The following is a 24,292-nucleotide window of genomic DNA, read 5'->3' as shown; positions in this document are numbered from 1 at the left end:
TTGAGGATTGACTGAAATGACAAACATTAATTGGTCAGAAATTTCTACCGTGTTAATTGATATGGATGGCACTATTTTAGATTTGCACTTCGATAACCATTTTTGGCAAGAGCACTTGCCGTTACGTTACAGTGAAAAAATGTCGATATCTCTCGAAGCTGCTAAAGCAAAACTAAAAGCGGATTACCTAGCCGTTGTCGGTACTATTGAATGGTACTGCCTCGATTACTGGTCACAGCAAACCCAAATGCCCATTAAAGAATTGAAGCGAGAGATTCAACATTTAATTCATTTGCGTAGTGATGCTAAAGATTTTTTATTAGCGTTAAGAGCGAGTGGTAAAGATATTGTTATGGTGACCAATGCTCACCCTGAAGCATTATCATTAAAAATTGAACGCACTCAATTAGATCAATACTTTGATACACTTTACTCTACCCATGAATTTGGCGTCAGCAAAGAGTCACAGTTATTGTGGCAACGTCTGCAAAAAAAGCATGGCTTTGATTGTGATAAAACGCTATTTATTGATGACAGTATCGAAATACTAAAATCTGCCCAGCAGTACGGTATTAAACATTTACTGGCTATCGCCAATCCTGATAGTAAGAAGGCAGCAAGTATCGTCGAAGACTTCCCTGCGATAACCAACTACCAACCATTAACAACAGAGCTCAATAGGCTTCACACCATATAAACAAAATTGATACCAAATCCATTAAGTTAGTTCACACTCAGAGTTTGGCCGCGATTTGAGAAAAAATAGAATTTTTTTGCCTATCGTTATTCTATAGGAAAGAAATTAGGTGCCATTATCGAATCGCTGAAAAACTCCCGAAGGGCTAATTTAAAAGACTCAAAATAAGCTTTCTTTTGAAAGCTATGATAACAATTTAACGTCTATAACTACCCGGTGCTTTACCTGTCCAGCGTTTAAACGCGTGTTGGAACGCGGTTGCTGAACCAAAACCCAACAAGTAAGCGATTTCACCTAAAGATAAGTGCGTACTACTAACATAACTAATAGCCAAATCGCACCGAGTATCATTAAGCACCTTTTGAAAACTACCTCCCTCGTTAATTAGATTTCGCCTAATTGTCCAGGGCGCAATATTTAGCTGTTCAGCGACCTGATCAAGGGTCGGTGTAGATACGTTAAGTAAAGGAGTAATCGAACGTGAAACTTTCTCGGTAAAACTTAAGCCTAATTGCACACTGGCAAGCTCACTATCAGCTTCTCGTTTTAATAACCGATACAATGACTGACATGAACTTATGCACGGAAGATTAAGTGAAGCAGCATCGATCACTAATTGGTTAGCCGGCTGATTAAACATTACCTCACAATCAAAAAACTGGTAATATTTATCGGCATAGCTAGGGGGTGGAAATTCAAAACACACTCTCTTAACTGCATCGGCAGAGCCGACAAGTTCCTCGATAACATTCAACCAGCCCAACAATACTGAATCAACGACAAAATAGTTATATTCATTATAAGGATTGAGCGAATAGAATTCGAGGATGCCATCTCGAGTCCCTTCATTTTGATCTAAATAAAACTTGGATTGACCACGAACGTTGAAGCTATTTAATATTTCGTAGTGAGCGATCGCAGTGCATATCTGCCTAAGGTCTCCTGCGGTCAAAGCGATTAAACCAGGCATGCCTAAATTAGTGGCTGTAGTCATTCGCCCCATTTCCAGCCCTAGCCAGGGAACCCCTGTTTTCTCAATGCAGGCATGACCAAGCAGTAGAAGTTTTGGGATACTGATACGCGCATCTGGAGATGCTATAACGGCAGGAGTTATCGAGTATAACCCGAATATTTCCCTCACATCACACTCTAATTTAGCCATTGTTTTGGCTATTACCTCGATATATGAAACCGAAATCTCACCTAATTTCATCCGTCATCCTTTGTTATCACATGAGTCTACTATAAATGTTTAAATGTGTATTGTAAGTGTAAACAATCATACATTTGTAATTATCAATCATTTTCTTAGTTCATTATTAGAGCTATTGTGGATTCAATCAAGGGTGAATGAAGTTTGAATCAATAGAGATAACAGTAAAGCGAGCAGGTTTCTTCTCCTGTCCACTTTTATTATTTCGTTAATCCTGTATTTACTTTGCCAATAAAAAACCATTAACAAGAGAGCAAAATATGATTAATAGCTGTATTTTTAATAAACAACATTGGAAAAAATCGTTGCTCGTTTCCGCCATATTGGCAACTCTAACGATATCAGGCTGCGCTGACGATGCAATTGACGGGGCTAATGGCATCGATGGAATTCAGGGCATAGATGGGGCAAATGGTGCAGATGGTGCAGATGGTAAAAATGCCACCGCCGATCCATCTATGGTTACTAGCTCTGGCTTCGCCTTTCCAGCCGATGCGATATTTGTTCAACCCTTTGCAGTTGATGGCGAAGATATAACCGACGAACTGGTCTTAGCGTTATTTGAAGTACCCGCAGGCGCTACCGTGGTATTGCCAAAAGGGAATTTTACCGTATCTGAAACTATTGCCATTGCTGCAGCAGATAATTTTACCCTCACAGGTTATGGCATCAATGAAACCACTTTAGACTTTACCAATTCAACAGGAGATGATGGTATTCGCTTCGAAGGTGGTATTAACATAGCTATCAGAGACTTTAGCGTGCTTGAAGCCAATAAAAATGGCATTAAAGTAGTCAGTGCTAATGGCGTTTATATCGCTTATACCGGCACTATCTGGAATGGCCCTTTGGAAGAGGACAATGGCGCTTATGGACTTTACCCACTACAAAGTCAAAACATACTTATAGAGCATAATTATGCTTATGGCTCAGCAGATGCGGGGGTTTATGTAGGGCAGTCAAACAATATAGTTATTCGAGATAACGTCGCAAAAAATAATGTCGCTGGCATTGAAATTGAAAACTCTACCATGGCCGATGTTTATAACAATGTCGCGATAGGAAACACCGGTGGCATTCTAGCGTTTGACCTTCCTGGTTTAACACAAGCATATGGCGGCAACATCCGTATTTTCAATAATGAAGTTATCGCAAATAATGCAGAGAATGTCGGCTCAGGGGCGGTTGGTATCGTACCACCAGGCACTGGTATGTTAATATTTTCAGTCAGTGATGTTGAAATTTATAATAACAACTTCACCGATAACGAAACCTCTTCCATTGAAATCGCCAGTTATTTCTTAGCCAACGATGATGTTTCAGCATACCCCACCACCTACGGTGCAACAATGACCGATGGCTGGTCACCACTAATTAAGAACATTAATATTCACGGTAACAGCATTTCACGCTCTGGCGCTGACCCACGAGGTGATTTAGTTACCGATATTGTTGCAGGTTATACCTTGATGCTGGGCCAAACGATGCCGGCGATCCTTTACGGTGGCGTTGGTGAGTCACTTTCCAATGCAGGCGTTATTGCCGGATTTAATGCTTTAGTAGGCGCAGATGCACTTGCCGACGGCGTTAATTACGACCCTTACCTAGCAGAAGACTTAGTCTGTGCCAGTGGTAATATCGATAATAACTCTGCCGCATCTTCACTCGAATTTCCCGAGGTAAATATCGGCGTTGTTTATACCGCAAACCCTGCTAGCCCGGCACTTGCCTATGAGACTATGCAAGGAAACTCTAATTTACTTAGTTGTACGCAACCGAGACTTGCACCGGCAGTGGTTACCTTCAGAGGTAAAAAATATGGTTGCCTAGGTGATGATATCGCCACCTTGGCTTGTGCTTTATAGCAACAGCTAATCCTAGCATTCAATATTAAACTTGCTGGCGAAATTAAAACTTCGCCAGCTTTATATGTAGTGGTAAATAGTATGATAAAAACAATTAAATATCAGACGTCACGTAGCTTAATGCTAGTGGCTATAACCTCGTTATTACTCACTGCCTGTGGCGGTGACGAAAGCACTGATCAGGTTGAAACGCCACCTGTTGAAACAACGCCGCCTGTTAATTTAATCAATGCGAATGCGGGTGGTCCTGATGAAAATAAAGGTGACTGTGATGCCACCACAGAAGGCGTTAACTGGAATGCGTTAATGACAGAGACTTGTCGTAACTTATCTGATTATAATCTGTTTCAAGACAGCATGAACCCTACTGAAAATCCAAGCAATGGTGGTGTAGCCTTCAATTTAGCGGTACCACTGTTTACCGATTACGCCACAAAATATCGCTTTGCTTTCATTCCCGAAGGAAAACAAATTAAATACAGTCAAGATGAAGTACTTGAGTTTCCTGTTGGTAGCGTCTTGGTAAAAACATTTACTATGCCAGCAGATACCGCCAATCGTGATGGCGAAGAGCTGCTTATTGAAACCAGATTATTAATCCACCGTGAGAATGGCTGGGTAGCGCGCCCTTATTATTGGGCGGATGTCACCGATGCAAAAATTGCCATCACAGGTAAAACCATTGAAAACATGACTACCACTCACAAAGGCGAAGTGAAAACTTTTAGCTACTCAGTACCTAAAGCCTCTGCTTGTACCAGTTGTCACTCGGTAGTTCCGCTAAGCCAAGGGCCCGATGATACTAGGCAGCCGATATTTAAACCAATAGGTCCAAAGGCGCGAAATCTTAACATTGAACATGTTTACCTTGATACTACCGCTAATCAGCTACAGTACTTAGCGGACAATCAGGTATTAGTTGGCCTACCTACGGATATTTCAACCATAGATAAAGTTGATATTTTTAACGATGAACTTGATATTACAGCGCTGCCTCATGAGCAAGTAATGGACACAGCGAGAGCATATCTTGATGTTAACTGTGCGCATTGCCATCGTTCTGAGTTAACCATTCCAGAAGAGAATTATGCAGGTCCTGCTGGTGGTAGCGGTTTACAACTAGAATATAACCGTGATTATGCAGAAAATCCGCAACGCTTTGGTGTTTGTAAAGTGGCGGTAGCGGGTGGTCACGCAGATTACCCTGCTGATGTTATCCCTGGCAGCCCAGATGATTCTTACTTATTATTCAGAATGAGTACTAATGATCAGCGACACCGTATGCCAGAGCTTGGCAGAAGTACTGTGCATGGAGAAGGCGTAGCTTTAATTAATTATTGGATAAATAATCTTCCTAGTGCTGATTGCTCTAAATCTTAATAATTACTAACATCAACCTTAAATCTTAAATCTTAAATCTTAAGCAGAGCGACTATAATCGCTCTGCTTTTTAGTATCGTCATTATTGCCAATACACTTGATGATTTATTGACAGTTATATTTTTGTCGATATAAGAGTCGATGATTAAAATGTCTATCTGCTAGTAAAATAAGCTTTCCCGCTGAAAATTGTCCCACCTTATAAATAGACTTTAATTTGGTCTATTCAAGTCAATATTCTCTACCCCGATAGTAAAAATTAGCAATGTTAGTCCCTTAGCAATGAAGTTAATCGACCGGTGAATAACGAGAGCGAATAAAGTAAAGCCCTCAAAATTCAAAGAGTATGCTGAACACGCATATCATTTGTGCATTGAAGTCATTGTACTTAATTACCCCATTTCCCTATTGTATAAGCACAAGCCACACCGTGTGCTTATACAACAAAGATGGACTTGAGCTTTCAATTGAATGCTTAAGGTTCTCATCTTCGAACATGGAATAGTAAGGGTAACTGATGAAAAAACTCCTGATAACTTTATTACTCATTAGCAATGCTAGCTTAGCCACTGAGACTCTGACCAAGTCAGAAAAAGGTGAAATAGAATTATTATTGGCTGAAGCTGCTAGTAAGTTAATTTACCTTGAACGAGATTGTAACCAACCTATAGACAAAAATAAATTCAAAGAACTTGCTCGATTAAAAGCTTTTAGTGACGGCTATATGACCATAGAGGGTATTAGCTGGGATCGAGTAAAACGGAAAGCACATCAAGGTTATGGCGTGCTAAAAATTGAAGCACCACTGGGTCAGTTTTGCCCACAATATCAAAATGACATTAAAGGTAACTACCGCTTCTTAAAAGAAACCGGCTGACAGATCCCCCTATACAAATGCAAAAGGGCCTACTCAATAAGTAAGCCCTTTTTCTTTTTACAATTTCATTGAATTAAAACATTTCAGTTAGCGCGATACCAATACCGAAAGTCTGTTGTGAGTGGTTATAATCAATCAAACTCTCACCGTAACCACTGGTGTATTGAAAGTAACCTCTCAACTTACCCGATAATGGAAAAGTCATACCTATCTCCATACCACCCTTATGTTCTTTAAAGTTTTGACGACCAACGAACGAAAACTCAAGGTTATGCCACTGATAAAGAATAGTTAAATCAAAATGCCCCATATAATCCGAAATATCAACATTATCATTGGCAGACTCATCGGGTGTTGTCGGTTTATCACCTTCTGGAATCTTCCACCAAGGACGAAATGACACAGCATAATTATCTTTGGCAAACGTAAAGGTATAGTACAAACGATTCCAACTACGCGATAACATTTGCGTTCGGCCATTGGATTGATGTTCAAAACCAAGCACCATATTGGTTTGACCACCAAGGGGGTGCCAATCAAGCGGTGCGGTATAAAACAGTTCAGGTTGGTAGTTGGTCTCTCTAAACGGACGTGATAATTCTTGGTTATAAAGCTGCCACCAAGATTGCAAAGTGAAGCCAAAGTCCAAGCTATCACCTTCAGTAAAAATAGCATCTCGCGTTAAAGGAATCTTCAAACTAAATTGAAACTTTGCCTCAAGACTCTGTATTTCTTCACCCCATTGACCAATACCGTCATAGATTTCCCTGTTCATATTATCTGAAATACTAAAGGGTAAAAGATAGGTCATTTTATGAGGCGTTATAATATAGGGATCAAATGACGCTTTTTTTTGAGAGGAAAGGCGATCAAAGTAAGCAGACTTTGATTCTGACTCTGCTTTTTCTTCTGACTTAACAGACGCTTGTGGGTTATTTTTAGTTATTTCTTTGAGATCATGAATATTATCAGTCGCATAGCTCAAGCAACTAAATACTAATAAACATAAGGATAAAATTTTAATGATTAGGCGTTTTTTCATAGAAAGGCTTAAATATAAGCTTCAGGGTCGGGTAACATTAATAACAATTTTAAACAATTATACGACTCATGGCATCATATTTATAAGCCGTCGAGTAAAATACTTCACCATACATAATTATCATTACCAGGCTTTTCAATACCTAGCGAATTGCCATGATACATGATTTGGGGCTAGTGGTTTTTACAGAGGTCGCTTATAACACCTGAGCCATAGTACCGCTTAGTGCCGCGTTAATAGCTAGGGATTATGGCTCAGATGTTATTGTTACTCGCAGCGCACCAATAGATTTTGTATCGATTATACTCGTTCGGGTAATGAAGACGCACTATATAGCTATAATGCCGAGATATTTCGAATCCGTAGCCCTTATTGAAATCATCATAAGGACTACTTATAGCAAATAAACTAACTAGTCGATTAATTTAAAATCACCCGGTTGCCATGCTTTATCAAACCAAGGTTGTAATGGGCCATATAAACGCAGCAAGACAAACCACGCTTTATCTGGTGTTGTTTGTGTCCAGTTAGCTTTAGGTGCACCTTTGGGCAAGCTAGGACCAAAGTACAGATCAACACTGCCATCATCATTATAAACTAAGGCATCACGCTTATTATTCTTACTCGGATAAATGGAGCCGCCTGGTACTTGTAATTCTGAACGTGTTTGTGGGTCATAAACCACTACCGACCAAAAATCTTTTGCGGGTACATTTTTAGGTATATTTACCCGGTAATTTTTTTCGCCATATAAAATATCACCATTTTCATCTGCTGTAGCAAAAGCATAATTTGAACCTACACCTGGAATTTCCAGTGCCATTGCTGGCGTATTTACGGTCGCTGAATAAAAGAATAACGTACGCGCATCTAAGTTACGACCGCCCATGCCTTTGTCTTTTAACCATTGGTAATCTTTACCGACAAAACCGGTATACCATTGCTTACCTTCAAATAAGTAAGCGTTTTCATCACGAGGTCTTAATGAAATACCTCGCGCTGTGGCATTACCCACCGCGACAGCATCTTTTAATATCGCTTTCATGCGAGCATCTGGGGCAAAAGGTTTACCTTTTTGAATACCAATGGCTGCTGCTTGACCACGAAGTTCAGGATCTAAGAAAGAAATAGGTTCTTTTTGTAAGACATGCCATAACTCTTCATAGAATTCAAAATTATTAGCGTGCACTGTATTGAAATATTTTCCTGAGCCATTGGTAAATTTCATTTTTTTCGGGCTGTTAGCCTCTTTCAATGGGTATATTTTTAAGCCAGTTCGCCACATATTGGCAGCATGTTCTGGTTTACCATCTTTTAAAAAGCCACGTAATATTAACCAGTTAGTGTAACTTGTGGATTGTGCTACCCAAGCTTTAGTTTCTTTACCCGCAACCATAGTAGTAATTCGAGTATCTTTACCTCTGTACTGCATGCCATTTAAGGTGGGTTTTAGTTCGCCTTTATAGTCTGGTGGTAAAATAATGTAAGTACCGCCTTTTTGAGCGTCTGGACCTGGCGCCCCCATATCAACAACAAAACGGAAGAAAGCATCATTTACTGTACCGGGGCCAGCACCGGCAGGAATTTCAACAACAGTCACGCCATCTTTTTCAAGATCAAGCATTACTGTCGCATAGACAGTATCGGTATTACCCGTTAAAAATAAAGGATTTGAGTCCATTAAGTTATCAAAAACAAGTACTTCATTATAATTATCAACGCCAAGTTGCTTCATTCCTAAACGGATACCTTCAATAGACGTTGCCGGAATAAAATTAAGAAACACATCAACGCCACGAATAAAATCTAGGTTGTCATACACTTTTTTAAGGGTTGCATCGGTAGGCATGCCATCATAAAAAGTCAATTCGCCAATGCGAGTTTGTACTTTATTAGGCGTCATGATTTGCTCAGGGATTTTATGATTAAAACCCGGTGTTACTTCTTTATCAACAGCCCAGACACTCTGCATACTCGCCAGTATTAGCGTTGTTACTACCGCGGTAACTACTTTGGGAAATGTATTCATTGGTAAGTTCTCCAGGATATAAAACCAATTGGTATTTTGTAAAAAATTTAAGTTATTAAACGCGACTCTTAGACAAAGCACAAGTTAATTAAGTACTTAGCTTGTACCTAGCCATTTTTTTTTTAACTAGGCTCGATGAATCCATTAACGGGCGAGTATTGTCATTGTGATGAAGCGGTTAATACTGCTAAGGTTTGCTTACTAACCCAGCGGTAATTTCTGCATCATATCGCTGACAATTTTATTTATAGCTTGCTCTCGTTCTTGTGTATTTTCATAAGACTTTAATGGTTTAGTTAACATGCTACGATAGACACTTAGCTTACTTTCACTATCAATAATATCAACCACTAGTGTACCTTCAACATAGTTACGGGTATTGAAGTGAGTTACTCCGCCGCCATAGCCGTAACCACAACGATAACAACTGTTGGCATAACCACCGCTATAACTAGCGCTGACTTTTATTTTATCTTTAGTGACGACAAAATAACTCACTAAGACATCGGCTTCTTCAGCGCTAACCTCTTCAATATTGTAGCGCTGCATTGAGATATCTATTGCGGCATCAAAGCGCTCTCGGTCAATGTCACTAAACATCGGATTTTTAAGTTGTTCATCTCCAATAACGCTATAGGTCTCGATCTTGGAAAAATCATATGAACTGCTTTTATCTGTCTCTGGTACATAGTTAGTTGCACAAGCGCCAAGTAGTAATATTGATGAAAAGGCGACTAACGTAGTGACTTTATTCTGTATTTTCAACATGTTAACTGGTGTTTTACCTGCTGTTAGAGTTTTCATATTAACCTCTCTTTTATTACCGGGATGACTTATTAATAACAATGAAATGAGTATATGCCCGTGACACTATGCAATACAGCGACTTATAGTCATGATAGATATGCGTATAGTGCATATTCATATATACTGAATTTATTACTTGCACACTACACCGGTAAAATAATATGGCTTTATTAGAACAAAAATTAGCGCGAATCGACCTTAATTTATTAGTATCATTGAGTGTGTTATTAAAAGAAAGGAATGTCAGCAGAGCCGCTGAACGTTTGTATTTATCGCAGTCGGCAATGAGTAGAACTTTGCAACGCTTGAGAGAACTTTTTGACGACCCGCTTTTTCATCGCACCTCAACCGGTATAGTGCCAACGGAAAAAGCACAAAGCATTGAAATTTTATTACCTGATTTATTACAAAAACTTGAGTCTATACTTCACGATGATAACTTCTCAGCAAAAACATGCGAGAAGAGCTTCTCTATTTCACTGCCCGCTTTAACTAGCCATGCTATTTTTTTACCCTTATTCAAAGCAGTAAGCATTGAAGCACCCGCGGTACAACTTTTGGAATACCCCCTTAAACCCAGCTCAAATAAGTCACTTGAATCAGGCTTTTTAGATTTTGCTATTCAAGTTGAGAAATCAATCGATCCGGCTTTTATTGCCACGTCATTAGGAAAGGTTTCATTGGCCATTTTTGCGCGAAAAAAACACCCGCTAGCCATGCGAAATAAACTTGAATTAGCGGATTGTTTAGCTTATCGGTTTCTTGATCTTAATATACGAGAAGATATCGGTGTCAATTTTACCCACCCTATTGATAGCATTCTGCTCAAACAAGGTTTTAAGCGAGATATTCAACTACAAACTAGCCAGATAAGCATATTAGTAGAGTTATTAAAATCAACAGATACCTTACTTATCGCCCCTAGTTTCTTCGCCAATGCCTCACCTTATAAAGAAGAATTGGTCAGTGTTTATCAGTTTGAGCAAACCCAGAGTAATATGATCGAGCTGTTCCTACTGCAACATCAACGCACGGTAAATAGCGCTGCTCATCAATGGCTGAAAGATAAGATATTACTGCAAATTCTGTAACAGAATACTTGCCAATAAGTAACTTCTAGTGGAAAATTGTCACAACATCAGCGCTTCCACTGTATAACCGCAAACGATAGCGCCCCCAGACTTTAGAGTGAAACATGACCTTTTTAAAAAATATCACCGCACTTACCTTGTTATCATTCCTCTCAACCAATGTCTTTGCCGCTGCAGATATTTTTACCGATAAGTTCGATGGAAAATTCGATGCTTCTCGTTACCTTTCAGAGAATGCTTACGGCTTCTTACCTGTCCCCGTAATCATTACCGACCCTGCAGTAGATGGCGGCCTTGGTATGATGGGTTTATTTTTTCATGAAAGCAAAGAAGAACAAGCTGCCCGTTTAGCGGCTATGCAAGATGAAAACAATAACAAGGCAGCCCACAGTTTAATGCCGCCAAGTATATCAGCGGCATTTGGTGCCTATACAGGTAATGACTCATACTTTCTAGGCGGAGGTCACCTTGGTTTCTTTAACAAAGGGCGAATTCGTTATATGGGCGGTGGTGGTTATGGTGATATAAATATAGATTTTTATGGCTTTGGTGATCTTCAGCTACCAAAGCCTTTGACAATCAATACTCAAGCCACCGCAATCATGCAAACGCTAAAATTTAAACTCGGTGATAGTGCCTTTTATTTTGGTCCATTACATCGCTATATCGATGCCCAGGTTAGTATCGTCAATATTGGCAAGCCTACGGATTTACCGGGCGATTTACCCCCTGGCTTTAACAATATACTTTCTACTAACATAGTGACTTCTGGCGCAGGTCTAACACTGGAATATGACTCAAGAGATAACTTTTTTTCACCTACAGATGGACTCAAGTATGAGTTGAATTATCTTTGGTTTGATGATGTTATCGGCTCAGACGTTGACTACACCTTAACGGAATTAACCGCACTGAACTACTTTAAAATCAATGAACAATGGCGCACAGCCATCAGAGTTGAAGTTAACTATGTTGACTCTGCGCAGGTATTACCACCTTACGCGACACCGTTTATTTCAATGCGTGGTATTCCTGCAGCCCGCTACCAGGGGAAATCAGTTGCTATGTCAGAGCTTGAAGTGGCTTACAAAATCAATTTTCGTTGGGAAGTGAGTGCATTTGCCGGCATTGGTAAAGCCAGTGATAGTTTTTCTGATTTCTCAGACAGTAGTAGCCGGATCAGCAAGGGCGCTGGATTTCGGTATTTAATTGCTAGACGTTACGATTTTAATATGGGCATAGATATCGCTAAAGGACCTGAGGATACAGTTTTTTACATTCAAGCAGGCTCTGCCTGGTAAATTACTTGGTAAAATAGCCAACTGACTTCGTTGCTTTCAATTGTAATAGCACGCTATTACTCAATCAAGCGCCTTGCATTTGATTATTTTCCCTACGTAATTCCCTGCCGCTTAACAAACAACACAATCTATATTTACCAAAGCTAAACATCCATGGTATTGCTTTCAATTGTAATAGCACGCTATTGCTCAATCAAGCGCCTTGCTCTTGTTCTTATTCTCTATGTAATTCCCTCTCATTAGCAGCGTAATTCCCTTACACTTACTGTAGGCGGGAATTTATTCGCGCATTTCGTTGGGAATTTATTCGCGCATTTCTTTGGGAATTTATTCGTGCATTTTTTTTTCGCGTTGATTCGCGCTAAAAACACATAAAAAAACACCGCAATCTCAAAGAGAGTGCGGTGTTTTTATCAATAACTTAATCGCTATAGCTTAACGCTACAGCAAAGTTATTATGCTTCAGCGATAACAACAACTTTGATGCTAGTATCAACATCATGATGTAAGTGAATAGCGATTTCGAATTCACCTGTTTCGCGGATAGCACCTAATGGTAAACGTACTTCAGCTTTAGCAATTTCAACGCCAGCTTCAGTGATCGCATCAGCGATATCACGAGTACCAATAGAACCGAATAATTTACCTTCGTCACCAGATTTTGATGCGATTGTAACTTCAGCTAACTCAACAACTTTCGCTGCACGAGCTTCTGCTGCTGCTAATACGCCAGCTAATTTAGCTTCGATATCAGCACGACGAGCTTCAAAGTGCTCAACGTTAGCTTCAGATGCAAATACTGCTTTACCTTGTGGTAATAAGTAGTTACGTGCATAACCTGATTTAACAGATACCTTGTCACCAAGGCCGCCTAATTTGGCGATTTTGTCTAGAAGAATTACTTCCATAATAAACCCCTTTTAAGCTTACTTGTGTAAGTCAGTGTATGGTAACAATGACAAGTAACGAGCGCGTTTGATCGCACGAGTTAATTGACGTTGATATTTAGCAGCAGTACCAGTGATACGGCTAGGAACAATTTTACCACTTTCAGTGATATAATTTTTTAAGGTTGCAACATCTTTATAATCGATAGAGGTTGCGCCTTCCGCTGTGAAGCGGCAAAACTTACGACGTCTAAAAAAACGAGACATAATATTCTCCTGACTTAATTCTCAAAATTCTCTCTTTAAAAAGAGTGAAAGAAAATCAGTCTAAATTAATCATTTGTATTTGCTGAGCATGTAATACTAAAAGTGGGTTACCATTTCTAGATTCGTGACGGTTAATAAAACCACTCACTTTTACACATTGTCCAGCAACTAATTCACGCGTTAAGTGTGATAGTTTACCTGTAGCAACAACTTGTATTCTGACAAATGCTTGTCGGTTCAAACCCGCTTCATTTTGTATAGACTTATGGTCTATGGAAAATTGGCTATGAACAATACCTGCTGGGCTAGTTGACTGTCTTGGGGCTTTCACCACCGAACCGGTCAACACTAGGCAATTCTCTTGCGAGTTTTCTTGCAAGAAAGTCACAAATTACTTATTCGCTAGTAGCTTCTTCAGACTTCTCTTCTGTAGAGACTTCTTTAGCTTCAACTGGCGCAGCAACTTCTTTCTTAACTTCACGACGATCATCACGACGATCATCACGACGGTCATCTTTAGCAACGGCCATTGGCGATGCTACAGTTACCGCGTCTTTAGTACGCATGATCATGTTACGAATAACAATCTCGTTATAACGGAAAGCTGTTTCTAGTTCATCAATAACTGACTGTGGCGCTTCAATGTTCATAAGAACATAGTGTGCTTTGTGTAATTTATTGATTGGGTATGCTAATTGACGACGGCCCCAGTCTTCAAGACGGTGGATTTTGCCTTCAGCAGCATCGATCAAATCGGTATAACGTTGAATCATACCAGGTACTTGTTCACTCTGATCAGGGTGAACCATAAAAATGATTTCGTAATGACGCATTACGAGCTCCTTACGGTTGTAGCCTCATTATCTGGCTCAGCCAACACCAGTTGAGGCAAGGAACAAAAAGTTCAGGCTGAATTAAGGAGGCGTATTGTAGGGAAAATAAGCAACAAAAGCAAGACATAACTAAGTAACGCCTACTAACCAGTAATAACAGCTTAATTTTCTCTTTGCTCAGCTGAGGTTAGGATTAGCCTATGGGTTCTATATTGACTATTGCTGAACGATTTAAAGTGATTTTAAAGCGCTGTAGAGATTCTTCACCATGACTAAAATGACGTAAAATAAGATTTATTTGATAACGCCGCTCAACTCCTTGGCTAGAAATTTTTTGTCCATCTAAGCTATATAATCGACCGGCACCTTTTTTTAAGAAGCGCACAAAAGGTGTTAAATTAAAAAAGGTTTGTTGCTGAATTTCATCATAACCAGGTAAAAACTCTTTCGCCATGACCTTATTATCACAACGAAAGTGTAATAATTGCGCATCTTGTTTATTTTGTTGCCTACGCTGCTGGAACAATTTATTCACTGTCTTAGGTAAATCTTTACTGTTGATAAATTCTAACCACAAAATTTGACTCAAAATCCGTTTTTTGGTGACGCTATGAGTAAATAGATTTTGCCACTTGGGTCGGCCTTTTTGGATTTTACGCCATATTAAACGGGTTAAGTCTTCTTTAAAGGTTTCTCGTAAACCATAAATAAGCCCCAGAAATGCCACTAAGGCAACGGTTACTTCGGTAAAGTTAGAGCGAGCATTTAACACCAGTACCATGACAAAAGTCATGATCACTGCCGTAATGACACCTCGCACTAAACGCTTTAAGTTAACATTCAAATAGCGAGTTTGACGTTTAAAGACCACACCGTATTCTATCAACCGTTGTAATAAGCGCATTTTATTGGTGATACGATTAGCGTCATCTAAGGTCACTTGAGAATTATATTTGTTATCATCGCGATAGCTACTTTCATTTTTACATAAGTTCAACAGCAACTCACGCTCGGAGGTAAAGTCAGAACTTTTTGGCCCCAAAGTCAGTAGCTTTAAAAATGATTGCTCGATATGCCAACTTAAATAGTTGTCGGCATTCTCAAAAAATGAAGTCAGCTTATTATCTGAAGGGGTATAACGCCTTAATTTTTTGGTCAATGATTGTGTTTGCTCTGCCAACTCAATTGCCGCCGGATAAAACTCTTCAGCGTTTTTTAACTTCAATGTTAGTTTAATATCAGCATCAAGTGCTTTTTTAACCTGATAAGAATACAAATTAAGATTTAAGCGGTAATCACTTTTTTCACCTTTATTTTGGCTAATAAAACGACTTCTGACTAACGGCAGGTGTAACTGATCAGCATAATAAGCACTATGACTTTTAATATTCGAGTAGAAAAACTCTTCTTCGTTAAGGGTACTAGGGTTTATACCCATTTCAACCGGAAGTGAGAAATAGAGGTCGATACGTTGGTAATCTTGCGGCAATAACTGATGACTGACTTTGAAAGACAAGTTTTCATCTTGGCTGAGGTTAGCTTTATTCACTCGCAGAAAAGACTCCTTAGTTTTACTTTACTTACCTAATAAATCATTAGATATCATAACAAAAACAAGGCTTTTTGGTAGTCTTTTCAGACCTTAGTTTTAACTATAATTTAAAAGTTAAGGTCTGAAATTCATCATTAAATTTTGATGAATATTTTACGTTGATAGAGCTTTAATGACACGTACCAGAAAAATACTACATGAGAAAAAGCAAAGATGAATGATGCCAACTTAGGTGCAAATACGTTACTAAGTTGCTGATACAACCAGCCATACATGGAGCTGTCACCAATATTTATATTTAGGTAGACCGTTACCACTAAAAATGACAACACATAAACAAATAGTGGATTTGTACCATACACTAACAAAGGCTCAGCAAGTTTAACCTGCTTCATTATATCAATTAGCCAGATAAAGGCGGCCAGTAGGAGACAAGCAAAGCCCGTAGTATAAATAACATAAGAAGACGTCCATAAAGATTTATTAATGGGCAGTACTAAGCCCCATAACAGCCCAAATCCTATCGCTAAGCCGCCAATTAGGGTTAACTTAATAACGCTAGTTCGTTTATCGGTAATACTGGTTAGGTAACGTGTTAATTCAAAGCCAAGCAGCATATTAACGATGGCGGGAATAGTACTTAATAAACCTTCCGGCTCAAAAGCAATGCCGCGCATGCTGTACATATGATTAGCACCCAATACAGCCAAATCAAGCTGACGTATAATATTACCTTCAAGCGTTAAAGCTCCCTCCCCTACACTTAACAGTAACGCCCAGTAAGCTAATAAAATGATCGCTGATACTATATATATGCCTGTACGGTTGAGTATTAAAACTAAACATGCCGCTACTGCATAAGCTATTCCGATACGTTGCAAAACGCCCATGATGCGCCATTCATCAATATTCGTAGTAAATGGAATAACATTTAACATAAAGCCAATGAAAAACATGATAAAACCACGCTTAATAATTCGCTTAAATTGTTCAGGGCTGGCAGCAAAGTTACTCTTTTTGAAGGAGAAGAACATTGCTGAACCAATGATAAATAAGAAAAATGGGAAAACTAAATCTGTTGGTGTAGCGCCATGCCAGTCTGCATGTAATAAAGGTGCATACACATGAGACCATGTTCCCGGTGTATTGACTAAAATCATTAAAGCTATGGTAATACCTCTAAAGGCATCGAGCGCAAGATAACGTGTCATGTTAATTCCCTAGCGAATTTATTGTTATATAATAGCAAAAAGACAGCGCTGTCTTTTTACGAGTTTAATGGCATTGTAAAGTAAGCCTAATTAAATGGCGAATGCTTTATAACGAGATATTAAAACTCGCTCAAGAATACATTCTAGTTATATGATTACTTAAGCTTATAGCATTAATTAAAAATATTTACGCCCTGATTAATAGCTATGTTACACTGGAAAAACATCACCTCTTAGACAAAATATATCCTAATAGCACCATGAACGCAGAATCTTTATTACAACAAGCACAACTCGTTTGCCAACAAAAAGGCGCTCGTTTTACTAAAGTAAGAGAACAGGTTTTTTTACTATTAGCGAATCACCACGGGGCAGTTGGCGCCTATGATTTATTGGCAGAGTTAAAAGAGTTAGAAGCGGCGGCAAAACCCGCTACCATTTACCGTGCGTTAGATTTTTTATCTAAACAGGGTTTTGTCCATAAAATCGAATCCATTAATGCTTTTATAATGTGTCACCATTTTGGTGAGTGTAATCACCCTGTGCAACTGTTAATTTGCGATCAATGTGGCCATGTTGAAGAAATTCAATCAAATAACTTTGATCTAGCTTTGCGCACTATGGCCGAGACTAACGGCTTTACCATTAGTCATCAAATTGTTGAGGCACACGGCAGCTGTAAAAACTGCACTAACGTTTAATACCACTTCCTACCCTTTTGTATTAAGAAATTAATGCTTTCTTAATATGAATTGGTACAAGCCTCCTCACCGTTAATCTTATTAATGCTACTTTTTATCGCAAATTTCTGTCTTGGAAGTAACAAGATATTTCTGAGTGTGCTATAAATCCCTGAATTGCATTCAATATCGCTTATACAATATAAAAATCGTGTGCCCCCTTCTACAATGGAAAACTATGAAATATTCAACCTCTACTGCCTTAATAGGCCTAGTACTGGTATTTTCTGGCCTACTGTCAGCAAATAGCCAAGCAAGTAAAACGCCTTTCGAAGATAAATTCCGCCAATTAGAGCAGGTATTACCTACTCCTAACATTTACCGTACCGCTTCAGGAGCGCCAGGCCATAAATATTGGCAGCAGCAAGTCGATTACGACATTGCCATTACCTTAGATGACAAAACCCAGCGTTTAACTGGCGCGCAAACCATGGAGTATCAGAATAACTCTCCTGATACTTTGCGCTATTTGTGGTTACAGCTAGACCAAAATCGCATGAAACGTGATTCTGCTAACAAATTGACCAGTACAGCTCCCAGTAAAAAGAAAGTTAGCTTTAAAGGCTTTCGTTCTCTGGTAGCAGCACCTGAGTTCGATGGCGGTTATGAAATTACCAAAGTAAGTGCAAGTAATGGTAAGCCACTACATTATATTATCAATGGCACTATGATGCGTATTGATCTGCCTAAACCATTGAGATCAGGTAAAAGCGTCGAGATAAACATTAACTGGCACTACCAATTGCACGAGCAAAAAGTACTGGGTGGTCGTTCAGGTTATGAATACTTTAAAGAAGATGATAACTACCTTTATGAGATTGCTAGTTGGTTCCCAAGGGCCGCTGCTTATTACGATGCGATGGGCTGGCAAAACAAACAATTTTTAGGCAGTGGAGAATTTACTTTAGAATTTGGTGACTATGATGTAAAAATCACCGTACCTGCTGATCATGTCGTTGCGGCGACCGGTGTTTTACAAAATGAAAGTAAAGTCTTAACTAGTACTCAACGCAAACGTTTAAAACAAGCTAAAACAGCGAACAAGCCAGTATTGATCATTACGCCTGCAGAAGCGTTAGCCAACGAAAAATCACGTAGCAATAAAACAAAAACATGGCACTTTAAAGCCAAAAACATTCGTGATTTTGCTTTTGCCTCTAGCCGAAAGTTTATCTGGGATGCCCAAGGTTACCAACAAGGTAACAGCGATACCATGGCGATGTCATTTTACCCTAACGAAGGTAATCCACTGTGGGAAAAATATTCAACCGAAGCTATTATCCATACGATGGAGCAATACAATAAATACACCTTTGATTACCCATATCCAGTTTCTATTTCAGTAAACGGCCCTGTCGGTGGCATGGAATATCCGATGATCACCTTCAATGGTCCTCGTCCTACTTTAGATAAAAAAACCGGTATAAAGACTTATTCTCGACGAACTAAATACGGTTTAATTGGCGTTATTATTCATGAAGTAGGTCACAACTACTTTCCAATGATTGTCAATTCAGATGAACGTCAATGGACTTGGATGGATGAAGGCTTAAATACCTTCTTGCAATTTTTAGCGCAACAAGCATGGGAAGAAGGTTATCCATCTCGTCGTGGTTATGCTCATAAAATAACGAGCTACATGAAAAGCACCAATCAAGTGCCAATTATGACCAACTCAGAGTCTATTTTACAGTTTGGTAATAACGCTTATGGCAAGCCGGCAACGGCATTAAACATTTTGCGCGAAACCATTATGGGTCGTGAATTATTTGACTTTGCTTTTAAAGAATATGCTCAACGCTGGAAGTTCAAACGCCCAACACCGGCTGATTTTTTCCGTACGATGGAAGACGCTTCCGCTGTTGACTTAGATTGGTTTTGGCGTGGTTGGTTCTACACCACAGATCACGTTGATTTATCTATCGATAATGTTTATTTATATCGTCCGAACAGTCAAAACCCTGATGTGGAAGAAGCTTGGGAACGTGCACTAGCAAACGAGCAACCTGAATTCATCAGTGATTTACGTAATAAAGGCCAAAGGGTCCGTACTCAAGACAAGCCTGAGTTATTAGACTTTTACAATGAGCATGACAAGTTCACAGCCACCAATGCCGATCGTAATAAATACAATAAAGCTCATAAAGCGCTAGAGCCTTGGCAACAAGAGTTATTAGTTAATGATAGTAAATTCTATGTTATCGACTTTTCGAATCACGGCGGTTTAGTGATGCCAATTTTACTGGATATTACTTATGCTGACGGCACCACTGAGCATGTTTATATTCCCGCTGAAATCTGGCGTAGAAACAGCAAAAAAGTCTCTAAGCTATTAATTCGTGATAAGGAAATTACCGAAATTGCTTTAGATGCTAAATGGCAAACGGCTGACGTAAACATAAATAATAACTACTGGCCAGCTCGTCCTATTCAATCACGCTTTGACCTATATAAAGCCAAGAAAAAAGATATGATGCGTGATTATAATAAGAAGCTTAAAGATATCTCGGATGAAAAAATCGAAGATGAGAAAGAAGATAAGGAAGAAGAGCAATAATGGCTAAAGTGTTTAGCAAGTGCGTCATTGCTATCAGCTTTTATATAGGACTTGTAGCTTCGGCTACAGGTCACACCTATTTCTTTGGGGTGACTGACCTAAATGTTAACCCCAAAACTAAGCATTTGGAAATAATCCATCAATTTACCACCCATGACATTGAAAATGCCATTGCTGAAGGTAAACAAATTCACTTTTCAGCAGAGCATAAACATTACGATTTATACATCCAACAGTATTTTGAACAAAAATTTTCTTTAACACAAAATAAAATAAAAATACGCCTAAATTGGCTTGGTTTTGAAATAAACTCAGGTAAAATCATCGCCTACCAAGAAAGTAGACAGCAAAGTTTTTTACCACTATTAGTGGTAAAAAATGCAATACTCATCGATACTTACCCTAAGCAAGTAAATACAGTTAATTTTCAAGGTAAAGATCTTCAAGGTGTTGCGTTATTTGGCAGCTTAACTTTCGATTATAGAAGCAAAGAAGCGATAATCACCTTCGCACAGAGAACCCTAGCTAAACCGGCGAACGATTAACACCATAAACAATAAAACTATTACGCTATTTGATTTACATTTGTAACATAAGCATGCAAAATCAAATTAAGCACTTTATTTAAACAGTTCAGATACGGAATCTTCATGAATGTAGAGTTTATCAATCCATTTTTATCCTCAATGCTCAATGTCATGTCCACTATGGCCCAAATGGAATTAATCCCAGAAAAACCACGACTTAAAAAAAATGAAGTGGCGATGGGTGACGTTTCTGGCTTAATTGGTATGGTTAGCAAGCAAGCAAAAGGCTCATTATCTATCACCTTTGAAGGTGGTTTGGCATTAGCGACTATGAAAAATATGGTCGGTGAAGCTCCGGATGTAGTAAATGAAGAGATTATCGATTTAATCGGTGAAATAACAAATATGGTTACCGGCGGAGCCAAGCGAATGCTCAGTGAGAAAGGTATTGAGTTTGATATGGCCACCCCAATAGTAGTATCTGGTCCAAACCATTCAATTCATCACAAAGCGAAAGGACCGGTTATTATTATTCCGCTAAAAAATGCATTGGGTAAAGCTTATATTGAATTTAGTTTTGATGAGTAATAAGCCACTAAGAAGATGTTTTCATCTGCTTATACCAATAAAAAAAGCGACTTAGGTCGCTTTTTTTAGGTCTAATGGTTTAAGTTTAACTTAATACCTCTATCAATAATCCTAGTTATAACCCCAACGCGGCATAATTTCTTGTTCAATTCCCAGATGGTCCAACACTCTAGCCACCATAAAATCAATAAGATCTTCAATGGTCTCAGCCTTATGATAAAAACCAGGTGCGGCCGGCATAATGGTGACGCCTTGTTGAGAAAGACTGAGCATATTCTGCAAATGCAAGGTTGAAAAGGGTGTTTCTCTTACCATTAGAATTAACTGACCACGCTCTTTTATAACCACGTCGGCTGCTCGTTCTATTAAGTTATCACTCATGCCATGACAAATGGCCGCCATAGTCCCTGTCGAGCAAGGACACACCACCATTTGTTTTGGTGCTGCAGAGCCAGACGCAACAGGTGAGAACCATTGCTCTTTACCAAACACCGTTATTTGCTGTGCCTTGGCATGGTATTTTTCAGTAAAAAACTTAGTAGCAGCATCAGGTGAACTTGGTATTTTAATACCTACTTCAGTATCTAAGACAATGCGCCCGGCACTAGAACATAAAATATAAAGCTGATAATTTGCGGCAATTAAGCATTCAATTAAGCGAAGGGCATAACCCGCGCCAGATGCACCGGTAATAGCGAGGGTAATTGTGCCATTAAAGTCACTGGGCGCCATAACAGTTTTTATTGCTTTATTTATCATTATCTATTCACTTTATTTCTTTTAACTTAAGCAACTTAGCCATTTTTAATCATTTTTTTAACTTTTTTTAATGCCATTTGTTGCTTAAGTGGCGATAAATATTCAATGAATAACTTACCTTTCAAATGGTCTATCTCATGCTGCATGGCAATCGCAAGAAAGTCATCACTAGTAATCGTCAGAGCTTTTCCTTCTCTGTCTAATGCTTCAACGGTCACTTTAGCAAAGCGCTCGACATCAGCATAATAGCCCGGTAATGATAAACAACCTTCTTGACCTTTCACTGTCTCTTCAGCATGGACTATTTCTGGGTTTACTAAAATTAGCGGCTCATCGCGATTGTCTGAAATATCAATCACTACCACAGCCGAACTACTGCCCACTTGTGTTGCCGCCAAGCCAATACCATCTTCGGTATCGTACATGGTATCAAGTAAGTCATCGATTAAACCCTGGATTTTACTGATATCAGTTACCGGTATTGCAGGCTTTAGTAGTTTATCATTTGGCGCGGTAAGGATCGTTAATACGGTCATGTTGTTGGATTCTCTTTTTACTAATTTGGTTGATTACTTATATTGCTATGTCACAGATATTTTAGCTAAGCGGTTTAATAATTTCTCATGTATGTTGGCAAAGCCACCGTTACTCATGACCACGATAATATCACCTACTTGTGCCTGTTGAGCTATTTCGTCAACAAGGGTTTCAATATTATCTTCAATTTGACAAGGGGCAAGGCATTGTTGGCTCAAATCATTTAACGACCAGCCGACTTGCTCTCCTTGATAGATAAAAACCTTATCTGCATCATTGAGCGATTGCGGTAGTGTTTCTTTATGTACCCCTGATTTCATGGTATTAGATCTAAGCTCCAATACCGCAATAATACGCGCAGGAGTCACTTGCTCCGATATTTTAGCACGAACGCCAGCTAATGTTTTTGCAATAGCCGTTGGATGATGAGCAAAATCATCATAGACACTAATGTTATTAATTGTGCCACGCAGTTCAAAACGGCGTTTCGTGTTAATAAATTCGGCTAATGCTTCAATAGCGATAGAGCTCGGCACCCCGGCATGACGAGCTGCAGCGATAGCCATAACGCCATTATCAATATTGAAGTCACCGATAAGATCCCACTTAACTACGCCCTGTACTTTATCGTCAAACTTAACAATAAACTCACTTCCCTGCGCATTTAATTTTTCAACTTGCCAGCCAGAGTTAAGGGCAGAGTCGACATCTGTATCATGGTGAGAAAACTCAGTATCAGTCCAACAGCCCATTGCTAACGTTTCACTGATTGCACTTTCGCCGGCTGGAGACAAAATTAAGCCATTACTGGGCACCATACGAATAAGATGATGAAATTGTTTTTGAATATCACTCAGATCATTAAAGATATCGCCATGATCAAACTCTAAGTTATTAATCACTAAGGTACGCGGCCGGTAATGAACAAACTTAGATCGTTTATCGAAAAAAGCACTATCGTATTCATCCGCTTCAATGACAAAAAACGGCGCATCGCCTAAGCGAGCTGAACTAGAAAAGTTCTGTGGTACACCTCCAATCAGAAAACCTGGGGATAAATGGGCATACTCTAAAATCCACGCGATCATACTAGTGGTAGTTGTTTTACCATGTGTGCCAGAGACGGCGAGAACCCAGCGATCTTTTAACACATTATCAAGCAACCACTGCGGACCGGATGTATAAGGAATATTGCGATCTAGCATATATTCCACCATAGTATTTCCCCGCGACATAGCGTTGCCAACAATCACCATATCAATATCATCAGTAAAATTTTCTACTTGATAACCTGATGATAATTCAATGCCTAATTGCTCTAATTGAGTACTCATTGGTGGATATACATTGGCATCAGAGCCACTGACTCTAAAACCTAGCTCTTTGGCTATAGCAGCAATTCCTCCCATGAAGGTGCCACAGATACCCAATATATGAAGGTGTTGTATTTTATTGTTCATAGGTATAATAATTAAAGATAAAGAAGCGCTATAATGGGCGATATCATACCTTAATTACTAAGCTTTAGCTGT

23 protein-coding genes are annotated in these 24,292 nt (G+C 39.1%); 10 read left to right on the top strand and 13 right to left on the bottom strand.

The features are described 5' to 3' along the window. Positions 1-16: 16 nt before the first annotated feature. Positions 17-697, top strand: coding sequence for a GMP/IMP nucleotidase (gene yrfG / locus F580_RS0119995; RefSeq protein WP_019029533.1), 681 nt, complete (start codon positions 17-19; stop codon positions 695-697). 196 nt (positions 698-893) lie between these two features. Here the strand turns inward: yrfG and F580_RS0119990 are convergent, their stop codons facing one another. Further along, complete coding sequence (locus F580_RS0119990; protein WP_019029532.1) at positions 894-1,910, bottom strand: AraC family transcriptional regulator; 1,017 nt, start codon at positions 1,908-1,910, stop codon at positions 894-896. 260 nt (positions 1,911-2,170) lie between these two features. Here F580_RS0119990 and F580_RS0119985 point away from each other — a divergent pair, with 260 nt between their 5' ends. The 3 genes from F580_RS0119985 (at position 2,171) to F580_RS0119975 (ending at position 6,032) form a co-directional block, all read left to right on the top strand. Beyond that, complete coding sequence (locus tag F580_RS0119985; protein ID WP_019029531.1) at positions 2,171-3,775, top strand: parallel beta-helix domain-containing protein; 1,605 nt, start codon at positions 2,171-2,173, stop codon at positions 3,773-3,775. An 81-nt stretch (positions 3,776-3,856) separates the two neighbouring features. Beyond that, on the top strand, positions 3,857-5,155 hold the full coding sequence (locus F580_RS0119980) for an SO2930 family diheme c-type cytochrome (RefSeq protein ID WP_019029530.1): 1,299 nt from the start codon (positions 3,857-3,859) through the stop codon (positions 5,153-5,155). Positions 5,156-5,672: 517 nt separating this feature from the next. Beyond that, positions 5,673-6,032 carry a hypothetical protein gene (locus F580_RS0119975; protein ID WP_019029529.1) on the top strand — a complete coding sequence of 120 codons (360 nt, stop codon included), beginning with the start codon at positions 5,673-5,675 and terminating at the stop codon, positions 6,030-6,032. Positions 6,033-6,105: 73 nt separating this feature from the next. On the opposite strand, the gene F580_RS0119970 is transcribed toward F580_RS0119975, so the two are convergent. The 3 genes from F580_RS0119970 to F580_RS0119960 form a co-directional block, all read right to left on the bottom strand. Beyond that, positions 6,106-7,074 carry a phospholipase A gene (locus F580_RS0119970; RefSeq protein WP_019029528.1) on the bottom strand — a complete coding sequence of 323 codons (969 nt, stop codon included), beginning with the start codon at positions 7,072-7,074 and terminating at the stop codon, positions 6,106-6,108. 412 nt (positions 7,075-7,486) lie between these two features. Further along, positions 7,487-9,103: a DUF1254 domain-containing protein gene (locus F580_RS0119965; protein WP_019029527.1), complete on the bottom strand. Its 1,617-nt coding sequence runs from the start codon at positions 9,101-9,103 to the stop codon at positions 7,487-7,489. A 201-nt stretch (positions 9,104-9,304) separates the two neighbouring features. After that, positions 9,305-9,907 carry a DUF4136 domain-containing protein gene (locus tag F580_RS0119960; RefSeq protein ID WP_019029526.1) on the bottom strand — a complete coding sequence of 201 codons (603 nt, stop codon included), beginning with the start codon at positions 9,905-9,907 and terminating at the stop codon, positions 9,305-9,307. 164 nt (positions 9,908-10,071) lie between these two features. Between F580_RS0119960 and F580_RS0119955 the strand changes: the two genes are divergently transcribed. Beyond that, positions 10,072-11,001: a LysR family transcriptional regulator gene (locus F580_RS0119955; protein ID WP_019029525.1), complete on the top strand. Its 930-nt coding sequence runs from the start codon at positions 10,072-10,074 to the stop codon at positions 10,999-11,001. Positions 11,002-11,105: 104 nt separating this feature from the next. After that, positions 11,106-12,302 (top strand): BamA/TamA family outer membrane protein, encoded by a 1,197-nt coding sequence (locus F580_RS0119950; RefSeq protein ID WP_019029524.1) that lies wholly within the window; start codon positions 11,106-11,108, stop codon positions 12,300-12,302. A 455-nt stretch (positions 12,303-12,757) separates the two neighbouring features. Here the strand turns inward: F580_RS0119950 and rplI are convergent, their stop codons facing one another. The 6 genes from rplI to F580_RS0119920 all read right to left on the bottom strand — a co-directional run bounded on the left by rplI (position 12,758) and on the right by F580_RS0119920 (position 17,052). After that, positions 12,758-13,210, bottom strand: coding sequence for a 50S ribosomal protein L9 (rplI, locus tag F580_RS0119945; protein WP_019029523.1), 453 nt, complete (start codon positions 13,208-13,210; stop codon positions 12,758-12,760). An 18-nt stretch (positions 13,211-13,228) separates the two neighbouring features. Beyond that, complete coding sequence (rpsR, locus tag F580_RS0119940; RefSeq protein WP_019029522.1) at positions 13,229-13,456, bottom strand: 30S ribosomal protein S18; 228 nt, start codon at positions 13,454-13,456, stop codon at positions 13,229-13,231. 55 nt (positions 13,457-13,511) lie between these two features. Continuing rightward, positions 13,512-13,844 (bottom strand): primosomal replication protein N, encoded by a 333-nt coding sequence (gene priB / locus F580_RS0119935; protein WP_245560657.1) that lies wholly within the window; start codon positions 13,842-13,844, stop codon positions 13,512-13,514. Positions 13,845-13,851: 7 nt separating this feature from the next. Beyond that, a complete protein-coding gene (rpsF, locus tag F580_RS0119930) occupies positions 13,852-14,289 on the bottom strand; it encodes a 30S ribosomal protein S6 (protein ID WP_019029520.1) in 438 nt (145 codons plus the stop codon). A gap of 193 nt (positions 14,290-14,482) precedes the next feature. After that, positions 14,483-15,838 carry a hypothetical protein gene (locus tag F580_RS0119925; protein ID WP_019029519.1) on the bottom strand — a complete coding sequence of 452 codons (1,356 nt, stop codon included), beginning with the start codon at positions 15,836-15,838 and terminating at the stop codon, positions 14,483-14,485. A gap of 137 nt (positions 15,839-15,975) precedes the next feature. Then, the gene (locus F580_RS0119920) at positions 15,976-17,052 is read right to left on the bottom strand and encodes an acyltransferase family protein (protein WP_019029518.1); all 1,077 of its coding nucleotides are present in this window, start codon (positions 17,050-17,052) and stop codon (positions 15,976-15,978) included. A gap of 260 nt (positions 17,053-17,312) precedes the next feature. Here F580_RS0119920 and F580_RS0119915 point away from each other — a divergent pair, with 260 nt between their 5' ends. The 4 genes from F580_RS0119915 to F580_RS0119900 all read left to right on the top strand — a co-directional run bounded on the left by F580_RS0119915 (position 17,313) and on the right by F580_RS0119900 (position 21,464). After that, complete coding sequence (locus F580_RS0119915; RefSeq protein ID WP_019029517.1) at positions 17,313-17,753, top strand: transcriptional repressor; 441 nt, start codon at positions 17,313-17,315, stop codon at positions 17,751-17,753. A 217-nt stretch (positions 17,754-17,970) separates the two neighbouring features. Beyond that, positions 17,971-20,349, top strand: coding sequence for a M1 family metallopeptidase (locus F580_RS0119910; RefSeq protein WP_019029516.1), 2,379 nt, complete (start codon positions 17,971-17,973; stop codon positions 20,347-20,349). Continuing rightward, entirely contained in the window at positions 20,349-20,894 is a 546-nt protein-coding gene (locus tag F580_RS0119905) for a DUF6702 family protein (protein WP_019029515.1), read from the top strand. The genes F580_RS0119910 and F580_RS0119905 overlap by 1 nt, the downstream gene beginning before the upstream one ends. A 105-nt stretch (positions 20,895-20,999) precedes the next feature. Beyond that, on the top strand, positions 21,000-21,464 hold the full coding sequence (locus tag F580_RS0119900) for a chemotaxis protein CheX (RefSeq protein ID WP_019029514.1): 465 nt from the start codon (positions 21,000-21,002) through the stop codon (positions 21,462-21,464). A gap of 111 nt (positions 21,465-21,575) precedes the next feature. On the opposite strand, the gene F580_RS0119895 is transcribed toward F580_RS0119900, so the two are convergent. The 3 genes from F580_RS0119895 to mpl are packed head-to-tail and all read right to left on the bottom strand — an operon-like array spanning position 21,576 to position 24,220. Next, positions 21,576-22,223 (bottom strand): flavin prenyltransferase UbiX, encoded by a 648-nt coding sequence (locus F580_RS0119895; protein ID WP_019029513.1) that lies wholly within the window; start codon positions 22,221-22,223, stop codon positions 21,576-21,578. Between the two features lie 35 nt (positions 22,224-22,258). Continuing rightward, entirely contained in the window at positions 22,259-22,759 is a 501-nt protein-coding gene (def, locus tag F580_RS0119890) for a peptide deformylase (protein WP_019029512.1), read from the bottom strand. 45 nt (positions 22,760-22,804) lie between these two features. Beyond that, the gene (gene mpl, locus F580_RS0119885) at positions 22,805-24,220 is read right to left on the bottom strand and encodes a UDP-N-acetylmuramate:L-alanyl-gamma-D-glutamyl-meso-diaminopimelate ligase (protein WP_083927027.1); all 1,416 of its coding nucleotides are present in this window, start codon (positions 24,218-24,220) and stop codon (positions 22,805-22,807) included. Between the last annotated feature and the right edge of the window lie 72 nt (positions 24,221-24,292).

Origin of the sequence: Colwellia piezophila ATCC BAA-637 (genome assembly GCF_000378625.1) — a bacterium.
Taxonomy (GTDB): Bacteria; Pseudomonadota; Gammaproteobacteria; order Enterobacterales; family Alteromonadaceae; genus Colwellia; species Colwellia piezophila.
This window is presented reverse-complemented; position numbering and strand designations above follow the sequence as displayed.